13 protein-coding genes, 1 tRNA gene and 2 pseudogenes are annotated in these 12616 nt (G+C 37.6%); 13 read left to right on the top strand and 3 right to left on the bottom strand.

Features of this window, described 5'->3' with window-relative positions; translation table 11 throughout:
* Positions 1–104 precede the first annotated feature (104 nt).
* Positions 105–1784 carry a sodium:solute symporter family transporter gene (locus ACWYN3_RS13300; protein WP_456221577.1) on the top strand — a complete coding sequence of 560 codons (1680 nt, stop codon included), beginning with the start codon at positions 105–107 and terminating at the stop codon, positions 1782–1784.
* On the opposite strand, the gene ACWYN3_RS13295 is transcribed toward ACWYN3_RS13300, so the two are convergent.
* Positions 1785–2276: a DinB family protein gene (locus ACWYN3_RS13295; protein ID WP_456221576.1), complete on the bottom strand. Its 492-nt coding sequence runs from the start codon at positions 2274–2276 to the stop codon at positions 1785–1787. It lies immediately after the preceding gene.
* A 265-nt stretch (positions 2277–2541) separates the two neighbouring features.
* Between ACWYN3_RS13295 and ACWYN3_RS13290 the strand changes: the two genes are divergently transcribed.
* The 8 genes from ACWYN3_RS13290 (at position 2542) to ACWYN3_RS13255 (ending at position 9421) form a co-directional block, all read left to right on the top strand.
* Positions 2542–3237, top strand: coding sequence for a P1 family peptidase (locus tag ACWYN3_RS13290; protein ID WP_456221575.1), 696 nt, complete (start codon positions 2542–2544; stop codon positions 3235–3237).
* Positions 3215–3709, top strand: a complete 495-nt coding sequence (locus tag ACWYN3_RS13285) for a P1 family peptidase (protein WP_456221574.1) — start codon at positions 3215–3217, stop codon at positions 3707–3709. Before ACWYN3_RS13290 ends, ACWYN3_RS13285 begins: the two co-directional genes overlap by 23 nt.
* Before the next feature lie 380 nt (positions 3710–4089).
* Positions 4090–4911, top strand: coding sequence for a carboxypeptidase-like regulatory domain-containing protein (locus ACWYN3_RS13280; protein ID WP_456221573.1), 822 nt, complete (start codon positions 4090–4092; stop codon positions 4909–4911).
* Positions 4912–4996: 85 nt separating this feature from the next.
* A complete protein-coding gene (locus ACWYN3_RS13275; RefSeq protein WP_456221572.1) occupies positions 4997–6205 on the top strand; it encodes a hypothetical protein in 1209 nt (402 codons plus the stop codon).
* Positions 6178–6561: a TonB-dependent receptor domain-containing protein gene (locus ACWYN3_RS13270; protein ID WP_456222997.1), complete on the top strand. Its 384-nt coding sequence runs from the start codon at positions 6178–6180 to the stop codon at positions 6559–6561. Before ACWYN3_RS13275 ends, ACWYN3_RS13270 begins: the two co-directional genes overlap by 28 nt.
* Before the next feature lie 25 nt (positions 6562–6586).
* The gene (locus tag ACWYN3_RS13265) at positions 6587–7234 is read left to right on the top strand and encodes a hypothetical protein (RefSeq protein WP_456221571.1); all 648 of its coding nucleotides are present in this window, start codon (positions 6587–6589) and stop codon (positions 7232–7234) included.
* 132 nt (positions 7235–7366) lie between these two features.
* A complete protein-coding gene (locus ACWYN3_RS13260) occupies positions 7367–8890 on the top strand; it encodes a SusD/RagB family nutrient-binding outer membrane lipoprotein (protein WP_456221570.1) in 1524 nt (507 codons plus the stop codon).
* An 18-nt stretch (positions 8891–8908) separates the two neighbouring features.
* The gene (locus ACWYN3_RS13255; protein ID WP_456221569.1) at positions 8909–9421 is read left to right on the top strand and encodes a DUF1735 domain-containing protein; all 513 of its coding nucleotides are present in this window, start codon (positions 8909–8911) and stop codon (positions 9419–9421) included.
* A 351-nt stretch (positions 9422–9772) separates the two neighbouring features.
* Here ACWYN3_RS13255 and ACWYN3_RS13250 read toward each other — a convergent pair.
* Positions 9773–9846: transfer RNA gene (locus ACWYN3_RS13250), tRNA-Asp, on the bottom strand.
* A 120-nt stretch (positions 9847–9966) separates the two neighbouring features.
* A pseudogene (locus ACWYN3_RS13245) lies at positions 9967–11079 on the bottom strand (PepSY-associated TM helix domain-containing protein); the annotation flags it as partial.
* 309 nt (positions 11080–11388) lie between these two features.
* Between ACWYN3_RS13245 and ACWYN3_RS13240 the strand changes: the two are divergent.
* The 4 genes and pseudogenes from ACWYN3_RS13240 to ACWYN3_RS13225 form a co-directional block, all read left to right on the top strand.
* Positions 11389–11766 (top strand): hypothetical protein, encoded by a 378-nt coding sequence (locus ACWYN3_RS13240; RefSeq protein ID WP_456221568.1) that lies wholly within the window; start codon positions 11389–11391, stop codon positions 11764–11766.
* Positions 11763–11978 (top strand): hypothetical protein, encoded by a 216-nt coding sequence (locus ACWYN3_RS13235; protein WP_456221567.1) that lies wholly within the window; start codon positions 11763–11765, stop codon positions 11976–11978. The genes ACWYN3_RS13240 and ACWYN3_RS13235 overlap by 4 nt, the downstream gene beginning before the upstream one ends.
* The gene (locus tag ACWYN3_RS13230; RefSeq protein WP_456221566.1) at positions 11975–12328 is read left to right on the top strand and encodes a pentapeptide repeat-containing protein; all 354 of its coding nucleotides are present in this window, start codon (positions 11975–11977) and stop codon (positions 12326–12328) included. Before ACWYN3_RS13235 ends, ACWYN3_RS13230 begins: the two co-directional genes overlap by 4 nt.
* Positions 12329–12350: 22 nt before the next feature.
* Positions 12351–12560: pseudogene (locus ACWYN3_RS13225) on the top strand (pentapeptide repeat-containing protein); the annotation flags it as partial.
* Positions 12561–12616: the final 56 nt, after the last annotated feature.

Raw genomic sequence — 12616 nt, 5'->3', positions numbered from 1 at the left:
CTGAGCCAATGTACTTAGTTTCTTTTAGATTCATTACATTTACTCAAGCACAGAAGCTTATAAATGTAATGAATCTGATTACCCTCAACCCTTAATTATTAAATATGAACTCGAAACTCTCAATGGGGGGTATTGGCGTCTTTGTAATTTATTTTATCATTGTCGCTTTATATGGATACTACGTTTATAGAAAGAAAAGTAAAGTAAATGATTCAAAGAATTTCTTTTTAGCTGAAGGGTCACTAACCTGGTGGGCAATAGGAGCCTCAATTATCGCTTCTAATATTTCGGCAGAACAATTTATCGGGATGAGTGGCGAGGGTTTTTTCGCTGGTATTGCTGTTTCAGTCTATGAATGGCTGGGGGCGGCCGTATTAATCATTGTGGCAATATTTTTTATGCCAGTGTATATTAAGAATAAGATATATACGATGCCCCAGTTCCTGAAAAACAGGTACAATGGGAGTGTGGCTCTGATTATGAGCGTATTCTGGATCTTTTTATATGTTTTTATTAATTTAACGTCTATTCTGTATTTGGGAGCATTAGCTATCAACGGATTAATAGGAGGCGATTATTTTCATATCGTGATGGTCTGTCTTGCTGTATTTGCCATTATCATTACGCTTGGTGGAATGCGGGTGATTGGTTATACGGATGTAATCCAGGTAGGGGTTTTGATTATTGGTGGTTTAGCCACTACTTATATGACATTAACCATCGTTGGGGAGAGGTTTGGTGTTGGAAGTGATGCTGTCGCCGGGTTTAAAGTGTTACTCAGAGAAGCTCCTGAACATTTTCATCTGATGCTGGCAAAACCAAAAGCAGGTGCTTCACAGGTTGATATTAATAAATATCTTATTCTTCCAGCAGTTGGTATGTATGCCGCTGGTCAATGGATTAGTAACTTGAATTACTGGGGCTGTAATCAGTATATCACACAACGTGCACTGGGGGCTGATTTACAGACTGCCCGCACAGGAATATTATTTGCGAGTTTGCTTAAAATATTAATGCCCGTAATTGTGATGCTGCCAGGTATTATTGCTTATGTGTTGTATAAAGGTGGACATTTACAGTTGACAGGAGGAAAAGATAGTGCTTATTCTGCTATCCTTGGTCTTTTGCCTCCGGAGTTAAAAGGTCTGGCTGCGGCGGCTTTAACTGCCGCAATCGTTGCTTCTTTAGCTGGGAAATGCAATAGTATATCTACTATTTTCACCCTTGATATCTATAAAAAAAATATCAATGAAATCTCAAGTGAACAGCGAATGGTGTGGATTGGACGCATAGCTATTGTAATATCAATGATAGTTGCGGTACTATTTACATGGAATGATCTGCTGGGAATTGGCAGGGCAGGTGGGTATACCTTTGTTCAGAAATATACCAGTTATATTAGTCCTGGAGTTTTTGCAACTTTCATTTTAGGGATGTTCTGGAAACGAACCAATAGCCTGGCTGCTTTTACCGGTATTATTTTCGGCTTTGTAATTTCTGTTTTCTTCAATGAATTTGCTGTCAGGGTATTTGGCCCTGAAACGCTCTTGTATACTGCTTTTCCAAATATGGACGGTAATTATGAGATTCCGTTTTTTATCTGTCTGAGCTGGTCATTTATCATTACCGTATTCGTGATGATTGGGACAAGTTTATTAGGTCCGCGTCTCAATCCAAAAGCTTTTGAACTGGACGCAGACATGTTTAATTTAAAACCATCATCGATCATACTAATAGTGTCTATTATGCTATTACTGATAGCTATTTATGCGCGTTTCTGGTAATTAATCGTACTTCATTGCCGGGTAATCAAGCAGTCTTCGCCACAAAGCAATCTGGCCGATACAGCTCGCTTCCCGGTAAACAGTAAAAGTAATGAGCTCATAAATTGAAAAGGTTTGTCCGGGCATCATTTCAAATGCGCTGTCAAGTTTTTCATCAGTGATATTCAGGAGGATCTCTTTTAATACCGGACTGATCTTGTTCCAATCCTGTTCAAAGGATTGTAAAGATGGATAAGTAACGTCATCCTGGATGCCTTTATGATCTTTAAAAAGTTCATGTGCAGCTTGTTGTTGTTTACTGCCCAGAATTGAGGCTAATTCATTTCTTCCCTCGACAAGGCTCCCCGTAATCCAGGCTATGTGGTTTGCTTTGGTATTCAATCTGTTGTGAACATCTTTGTCGGAAATGCCATCAATAGCTCTGGAGAAAAATTTGGTATACATATCATATAATACGATGATTGAATACATTCTGTCACTAACTGTTTTCATAATATAAAGATTTTGTAATGGATTGATTAATAGTTGCTTTTTGATGTATGAATAAATCTACATCCTTTTGCTTTAAGAATGAGGGGGCGAACGCGGCAATTTGAGGGGGTAATTAAGACAGGTTTCTTTTTGTTTCTATTCGTGATAAATAATACGTAATATTGTTTATGTCATGAGAAATAATGGAGGGTTTATATAAACTTTCAGTATACTTTTTTGATCAGTTAAGAACTGGTTATAGGATTATCCATAATTACAACCGAGTATGAAATCAAGATTAACTATCGCACTTTTATTGAGTATCCAACTAGCAGTTTACGCACAAAAACCCAGGGCCAGAGACATTGGGATTCCCTTTGATGGAACAGCTGGTAAATACAATGCGATAACTGACGTAAAGGGAGTTGAAGTTGGGTTCAGTACAATTATTGAAGGTAAAGGTAAGAATGATATCATAGGTAAAGGCCCCGTCAGGACAGGGGTTACAGCAATATTTCCACGTAGTCACTCCAGTGTTCCTGTTTATGCAAACTGGTATACGCTCAATGGAAATGGTGAAATGACCGGGACTACCTGGATCACGGAATCCGGATTTTTAGAAACGCCAATCCTAATCACCAATTCAAATAGTATTGGTGTATGCCGGGATGCTATGTTAAAATGGTTTGTTAAAAAAAACTGGATAAAAGAGCAAGGGTGGTTTGCCTATCCGTTGGTTGCTGAAACGTATGATGGAATGATGAACGATATTTATGGCTTTCATGTAAAGGAAAGTCATGTTTTTGAAGCATTGAATACTGCTAAGCCTGGTCCGGTAGCCGAGGGAAATGTTGGAGGTGGTACTGGGATGTGGTGCCTGGGATTTAAAGGAGGTACCGGTACAGCATCAAGATTATTAATAAAGATATACAGATTCTACTTATACGATTGGTGTTTTGGTGCAGGCAAACTTCGGCGCTAAAAAGAATCTGACTATTGCCGGTGTGCCAATCGGGGTAGAGTTAAGAGATACGTTAAATTATGAAATCCATAAAATAGCTAAATCACACTGGGAGGAAGGTGATGGTTCTATCATTGCAGTTCTGGCAACAGACGCGCCTCTATTGCCTCACCAGCTTAAACGCATTGCACAGCGTATTGCGCTTGGTGTAGGTAAAGTAGGGGGGCGAGGTGAAAATGGATCCGGCGATATTTTTATAGCCTTTTCGACGGCAAATAAAGAAGCTTTTAACAGAGAATCAATAGCTATTGTAAAGCAATTCCCTAATGACGGGATGAATCCTTTATTCGAAGGAACCGTTCAGGCAGTTGAAGAGGCTATTGTTAATGCAATGGTTGCCGCAGAAACAATGGAAGGGATCAATGGCAATAAGGCTTATGCACTTCCGCATGATAAAGTTATTTCTTTGTTGAAAAAGTATAAGCGAAAATAGTATATTCTGACACATCCAAACATCTTATCTACTGTTTAAATTAAGCAAGGGGCTGTCTGCTTTTCACGGATTTCTGCAAAAAAAAATGCGCAATGGAATTTTAGTGCTTCTTTATTATTGTTTCTTTAAAAATAATCTAAATTTCAAATGATGTCTTTTTATTATTCATATTGATTGTCAGTTGGTTGTGTTTTTTTTTTTTTTTTATGCATTTATAATTTTAAGTTTGGATTTAAATAAAATTTATGACCAAATTTATATACCAACAAATATTTAACCGGTAACTGTCAGGATGCCATGAGATTAAGCCGTTTGCGTTAAAAATTTCCGAATAATATTTGTATTAGTGCTTATTAAATAACCTAACAACTAAATTACAAATGAAAAAAATTCTACAACTCACTATGTGTTTGCTGATTTTCTTTGGATCCGGCGTATACGCACAAAACCGGACAGTAACAGGAACAGTAACAGGAAAGGATGATGGTCAACCCCTTCCAGGCGTTAGTATACGTGTCACAGGAACCACAATTGGCGCAATTACAGGAATTAATGGTAAGTATTCTATATCCGTTCCTTCCAAGAACAGCAGTTTAACTTTCACATTTATCGGCTATGCGGAACAAGTAATTAGTATCGGTGACAGAACTAGTGTCTCACTTGCCTTATCACCCGATAGCCGTCAGCTTGGCGAAGTTGTAATTACTGGAGCGCTGGGCGTAAAGCGACAAGCTAAAGAGCTTGGATTTGCGGCAACCAATATTAGCAGTAAAGATCTGACTACCTCTCACCCAACTAATTTTACAAATGGCTTAGCTGCTAAAGTGCCAGGATTAGTATTGAGTACGATTGATAATGGAATCAATCCGAGCACTCGTTTCACCTTGCGTGGTAACCGGCACATTAATGGTAATAACTATGCATTAGTAGTTTTAAATGGCGTGCCGATTTCACCGGATGTGGTTAATACCATCAGCCCTGATGATATCGAAAGCGTGAATGTACTAAATGGTGCGGGTGCTGCTGCGCTTTATGGTTCTGAAGCATCCAACGGTGCATTGGTTATCACCACAAAAAGAGGAAGTGGTGGGGGATACCAACAATCAATTATTCCAATACTTTCCAGGCTGAAAGTATTTCTTATTTTCCTAAATTACAAACACGTTTTGGAAGTTATGGAGGCGAGGGTGGGTCTTTTGTAGATCCGATAACAGGTTTTGTTACCACGCCGGCTACTTTTTTGAAAACCAATCATTTGGCCCGGCTTATAATGGTAAACCCACTCCGTTGGGAATTCCACTTGAAGATGGAACTCTTCAAACTATTCCTTATTCTACACAGAGCAAAGATCCACGTCGTGCGTTTTTCAAGACTGGATTCTCAGAACAAAACAATCTTTCTTATGCTGCGGGTGATGCGGCTAACAGTTTTAATCTATCAGTTAACAGACTGGATAAAACCGGCGTAGTTCCTATGGATAAATATAATAGAACTGCTGCTATCCGGGTAGCAGCGTCAAAAACTGCTGGTATTTTCAAAGCAGATTTTGCTGCTGGTTTTACTCAGTCTAATACCAGTACCTATGGTGCAGGGTATGACGGGACTTCAGTTGATGGAGGAAGAACTTTATATTCTTCCATTCTAAATACCCCATCATGGGTACCATTAAATAATTACAAGGATATCAATTCTCCTTTTGCAGATGTCAATACTTTTTACAATTCTTATAGTGTAAATCCTTATTGGGTAATTAATAACTCCAGATACAATACAACAAGCAACTCTTTCAATGGTAGCTTTAATGGAACGTTAACCCCTACAGATTGGTTTGATGCAAGTTATCGCCTGGCACATAACTCTGGAACCGCCGTTCAGCAATACACTCGCTCACAGGTTAATTTCAGTCTGTATGCGTTAACCGATCCAACAGGTGGATATGGTAATGAGGCAAGTTCTAATGGAAGTGCTATTATTCCGGGACAGGTTCAAAATGTTACTCAATATGGTGACGGATCTATTTCTACTCTAAACACTGATGGAACTACACTTACAGGGCCACAAGGGTATAATCGTACACAACAGGATATTATTCTTAATTTCCATAAAACGTTTTTTAAGGATTTTAAAACCAATTTGTTATTAGGTAATACCATCTGGCAGCAAAATTATAAATATATACAGAACAACAGTACAAGTTTACTGGTAGATGGTTTTTATAATATCGGAAGTATTTTAGGTGTACCAAATACGGTTACCCAGGAAGGGAAAATCAGACAGATAGCCTTTTTCGGTTCATTAAATATTGGTTATAAAGATTATGCTTTCTTAGAAGCTACTTTACGTAATGACCATGATTCCCGGCTACCAGCAGCAAACCGTTCTTTCTTCTATCCATCTGTAAAAGGCTCATTCATTTTTACACAGGCTATAGATGCTTTGAAGGATAATAAAATTATCAGTTTTGGTAAATTGAGAGCTGCTGGTATAGTCAGGTAGGTAGTGTAAATATCAGTCCTTATAGTGCATTCAATACTTATCCAACGACTCCTGGTTTTTCATATGGAAGTATTGGGGGTGTTAGTTTAGGTACTACCCAAAATAATCCCGGATTAAAACCAGAATTAAGTAAAGAACTGGAAATAGGAGCTGACCTTGGATTTTTAAATAACCGCATTAATTTAAATGCGACTTATTATAATAGCCATACCACAAATCAGACGCTCTCTATTGCGACTACACCAGCTTCAGGATATAACAATGCGCTGATCAATGTCGGAGAAGTTCAGAATTCAGGGTATGAGTTTAAAATGGATCTGCAAGTTTTAACAAAATCAAAAAAAAAAACAGGTTAGTTTGAACCTGGGAGGTAACTTTGCCGTGAATGATTCCAAGGTAATTGCCTTATCAAATGGCTTAAATCAAATTTCTTTAGGTGGTTATCCTAACGCCTCTATCAATGCTGTAGTTGGACAACCGTATCCAGTATTGTATGGAACTGATATTGTACGTGATCCACAGGGACATGCAGTTGTTAATGCCTCAAACGGTGCCCCATCGTTAGATCCGAATTTAAAGAACCTTGGTCGTACAACGCCAAAGTATATATTAGGCTTAACACAAACAGTAAGTTATAAATTCCTTACACTTACTTTAGTTAGTGAGTACAGAAGTGGCTATGTTATCTATAACAGAGGGCTGTATGACGCAACATCTGCTGGGGTATCAGAATTCTCTGCTTCGACCGGCCGCGCACGTTTTGTGTTTCCTAACTCGGTAATTCAGACTGCGCCTGATGTATACACTCCCAATACTAATGTAAGTATTGCAGAAGGTAATGTTGGATTTTGGAACTCGGGTGCCTTTTATAATGCAGCAAGTAGTTATGTATCAAGTGGTGCCTTTTGGAAATTGCGTGAAGCTAATCTAAATTTTGATCTCAGTTCACTCCTCAAACATTCTAAATTTATTAAGAGAGCATCTTTTTGCTTTAGTAGTAGGCAGGAACTTATTGATGTTCAGGCCTAAATCAAATACCTGGACCGACCCTGAATTCTCAAATACATCTGGTAATGCAGTTGGTATTAATAATGGAATTCAACTGCCTCCGACAAGAATTTATGGAGCGAATCTTAATTTAACATTTTAACGCATAAGACGATGAAAAAATATTTAGCCATTATATTTATCCTTGCCATCACTTGGAGTGGTTGTAAGAAAAATTACCTTGATTTAAATGCAAACCCAAATCTCCCGATCACTGCGGCACCTAATTTACTGTTATCCGGTTCTTTAAAAATAACTGCGGATATTTTAAATGGTAATACAAAAAAAACTACAGTATCTGGAACTACTTCCACTACAGATGCCAACTATACCATGTATGCTTGCTATATGGGATACTTGAGCTGGAGTACAAGTTATCAGCCTAATGTCGATTTGTTACAATACACCTTCACAAATGCAAACTATGATGTATGGACAAAGCTCTATATCATCAATGTTTCAAATTACAATGAATTAGCAAAAGCAACTAAGGAACCCTATTATCAGGCGATTTCAAAAATCATGACCGCTTTTGATTATCAGCAGTTAGTAGATAATTATAACAATGTACCTTATACAGAAGCTTTATCGGGAACAGGTAACCTGACTCCCAAGTATGATAAGGGGTCGGATATTTACGACGATCTGATGAAACAACTGGATGCAGCAATTGTACTTATCCAAAAAGCACCAGCTACTGCGGTTAATCCTGGCCCAGCTGACATTATGTACAAAGGCGTAATGACTAACTGGATTCAATTTGCAAATACATTGAAATTAAGACTTGCGATTCGTCAGTCAAATTTAGGCGCTAAACAGAGTGCTTTAAAAACCGCTGTGGCTGCTACAACTGGTTTAGGTTATATTAATGCAAGTAATCCAGCTGTAGTAAATCCCGGGTACTCAAGTTCAGATTATAATGGAGGACAGCAAAGTCCGCTTTATGGCGCATATGGCTACAATTCAACAGGTAGTGCACAAGATTACAATGCACGTTATCAGGCAAATCAATATGGTGCTAATTTTTATTTGAATAATGCAGACCCTCGGGCAAAGCAGGTCTATGCTGCAAATGCTTCTGGAGTAATTATTGCAACTTTCCTGGGGCAGACCACCACGACACCGGCTGGTTTAACGCCTAGTAAATTAGGCCCGGGAGCTATAAAAGGAGCTACAATGGATGCCGTTATTGTATCTGGTGCAGAAGCTCTGTTTTTACAGGCTGAAGCAGCGAGTATAGGTCTGATCAGTGGTAGCGCCCAATCTTTTTACAACGATGGCATTACAGCCTCATTTGTAGATGACTTGGTTCCTAATGCTGTGAGTGCCGCTGCGGCTTATTATGCTCAGCCAGCAATTGCTTTTCCTGTTGGAGGATCTCCCGCACAGCAGCAAAAAGCTATTATTGTGCAGAAATGGGCAGCCTTAAATCCATATGGTAGTTTCGAAGCTTTCAATGAGTACCGTAGAACAGGTTATCCTGATAATATTCCACTATCAGTTTATCCTGGTGCTAATGCACCTAATCAGATTACTCGTATTCTTTACCCAGCGGTTGAATATAGAACAAATCCTGGAGTAGTTGGAGCTGAAGGAAATATTGATAAATTTACTTCAAAGATATTCTGGGCTAAATAACACTTAAAAATTTAAAAGATGAAAAATAGAAATTATATTAAGTTAGTCATATTTAGCTTGTTAACTATGACTATATTCAGTTCTTGCCTGAAAGATAAAACGTATGTCGATTTTCCTAATGTGGGGGCTTCAATTGACTTGCCTGCTGTTGCGTTCAAAGGTATATTCCAGTCAATCACTTTAACTGCTTCAGCTGGTCCAACTTCTTACCCTGTACTGGTCAATGTTTCCGTACCGAATGCATTAACGACACCAGTAAATGTGGTACTTAAGGTAGATGCTGATGCATTAACCAATTATAATGTCAAAAATAATACTTCTTATGTGCTTATGCCGGCAGCTGCATTTACGATCACTAATTTTACAGCTACGGTACCTGCAAATCAAACATCAGGTTCTATAACGGTGAATTTTAATACTTCTGCACTCCCAGCTGGAAATAATTTTGTTCTTCCTTTAACTATTGTAAGCTCAGATGCTGGTACAATTAGTCAGTATAAAACTATATTGTATAATGTGAGTGTGAAATAAAATTTGAATAGGATTCCTATTTTTCATATGCTGTTCGGCGTATGGCAATTATTTTTTTTTGGAATTCAGTAAATAAAAAAGGTTTTTATCATATGATAAAAACCTTTTTTATGTTTTTGTCCCGCCCCAAAATGGGTTGACACCTAACTCAACTTATTATGAAAATGAGGAAAAGAATACACACTATCTTTATAGAGGAATGTTAACAGTCTTGCATGAATTAATAAATATATAACCAAAACTATATATTTAATCCTTGTTCCAAAAGCTTGTGACTTGATCCGGAAAATTGAATATTTTCGAAAGACGGGTAAAAGAAAAAAGCTCCTCAGAAATCTGAAGAGCTTTTAGCGGACCGGACGGGACTCGAACCCGCGACCTCCGCCGTGACAGGGCGGCATTCTAACCAGCTGAACTACCGGTCCGTTTCCTCGGATCTTCTTAATAAAAATATTATTTAGATGCTTTCGGGGCTGCAAAGATAGAAAACATAAATTCAAAACCAAATCTATTTCTTCTTTTTTTTTTTTTTTCCTGTTCAGCCAGATCATAAAGCCTGTTATTGGAAGGCTTGCTGCGACCAAACTGGCTATAAAAGCTATGATTTTTCCAGGTAAGCCTAATATTGCACCCACATGAATATCATAATTCATCCCAATTAATTTTTCACCAGCATTCTGCTCATCGTAATTCCTTCTGTTGAGTAATTTACCTGAATATTGATCAAATTGTAAAGCATCTGCATGGTAATAAGTTTCTTTACCTATGATACCATAGACGTAAATTACCCCATCTGTACCAGAGGCAGGGGAGAGGTTAATTCTATCTGAATTTATTAATAATGTTTGAGCAGTATTAAAAGCCTTATCTACAGGGTTCAATACCGGTTTGGCCGAATTCGATTTCTCCTGCTTTATTTCAGGAGGTGTTATGGAGCGGGAAGCAACAACATAGACAGTCGTTTGAAACCATTTCAAAGCGAATACCATACCTGTCAAAGCTAAAATCAGGGTAATCAGCATCACATAGAACCCTGAGACATTATGTAAGTCATAAACCACTCTTTTAAATCCTGCTTCCCATTTAACTTTAAAACTCTTATTGATGTTCGTTTTACTCCATTTTTTTGGCCACCACATAATCATTCCTGTGATCAGCATGATCACAAATATCAGCGTACTATAGCCAACAATTGGCTGTCCATAAGTATCATTAAGCAATAAACTCCAGTGGAGAAACTTAACCACATTAAAAAAGTCATACTTATAATCATATTTGCCGGTAACGGCTCCGGTATAAGGATTAATGAAGACGGACTCGTAATAATCAATTGTTCCAAAATAGGTTAAGGCCTTTGGATCACCAGCTTTATAGGTCATAAACTCCCAGGCATGTTCCGGATCCTTATATGCCGTAGAGAAATTAATCAAATGATCTTTGCCAAGCACCTGTTCTGCCTTCTTTAAAAGAGTGCTATAAGGAAGTGCAGTAGCTGATGATGCAGCTTTTACAAAGAATGTTTCCCGATGAATAATGTCCGATATTTCTCTCTGAAAGACAAACAAACACCCGGTAATACTCACAATTACTACGATCAATCCAGTTGCTAATCCGAGCCAGAGATGTATCTGGCCTATTATTTTACGAAATCTGGTCATTGGAATTTATAAACGAGGCATACGGCCGATGACGTAAAACTATCATTAAATTTTTTGTTATTTAGACTCATTAAGAATATGCAAAACAACAGATTTTTGCTCTTAACATCAAATTTTTAATAAATCTTTTCATATCAGGTATCAATTCTTACGATATGATAAGATTTCTGAGCTGTAGAACCTATAGATTTGTTCATATAAAAAGATCAGAAATTGAATTATGCGAAAACAAATCCTTTCCATCAGAGATAATTTAATCGGATATTATATATCACTGCATTTCAAAATGTATTAGATTTGCAACACAATATGAAACGGATTATAACTTTAAACTTAGCACTCCTGCTGGCGTGTGGTTTTTCAATTGCTGCAAAAGCACAAGAAGGAACTAAAACTTTAGATAAAGAGCCTTTATATAATTTCTCTCCAGCTTTTGAATTCCTGCGTTCTACGCATAGTAATTATTTTAATGGACCATCATTAAAAGTAACCAGGAATTTCGGTGGCAATTTTAAACCTGGGATTGGGATTGGGTATGTTACAACGGATAAACATCCTGATAATGGGTATGTACTTTATAAAATGAAAATTATCCCAGTCTATGCGAATCTGACCTATGATATCCCTACCCTACGAAATCAAAGTTTGAGCCTTTTGCAGAAACCTCAATTGGTATTTCTTTTGTGAAATATGACCGGGCCACCGATGAGCAACCCCTGATTACAACCCGGATCAATGAAACCGGATTATACGTATATGGTGGTTTTGGATTAAGATATGCCGTTACAAAACGAATTGCACCTTATATTGCAGCAGGTTTTAAAGGCTACCATATGAGTACAAATGATCTTGATATCAATCCTCATGGTATAACTTTTCAGGCGGGTATACGGTTTTGAGTAATTCCGATGAACAGATAGCTCATTATAATAAACGCTTTGAAAATGTAAACTACGAGGATAAACATTTGGTCAGCCGTTATTTTGATAACTGCACTTTTTATAAATCGACGATAAAAGGATGTTTATTTGAAGACTGTACGTTTAATAACTGTGTTTTTGAAGAGAGCGATATCTCGTTAATCAAATTTAAAGATACTTTTATCAATAACCTGTCTTTAGTGAAATGTAAAGCTATAGGTATATTATGGTATGATACGCTGAATCCTTTCTCTATCACTGCAATGAATAGTATACTGAGTTATTGCAGCTTTTTTGGAAAGAATCTAAAAAAAAAAAAAATTAGTTAACTGCACAGCAAGGGAGGTCGATTTTACCGAATGTAATATGGGGAGCGCAGACTTAAGTGGTACAGATTTTATGGGATCTACATTTTCAAATACTGATCTCAGGCTGGCTAACTTTAAGGCGGCTCTGAATTATCAGATTGATCCCGCTGGTAACAAAGTCAAGGGAGCTGTTTTTCAGTTACCAGCTGCTATTTCGTTTCTTGATAGCCTGGGCATAAAAATAGTTGATTAAACATAAAAAAGATCCACCTATTTTTAGATAGTGGATCTTTTCATTTAATAATAAAA

This window comes from Pedobacter sp. NJ-S-72 (genome assembly GCF_053890575.1).
Note: the sequence above shows the minus strand (reverse complement) of the source record. Positions and strands in the feature narration are given on the sequence as shown.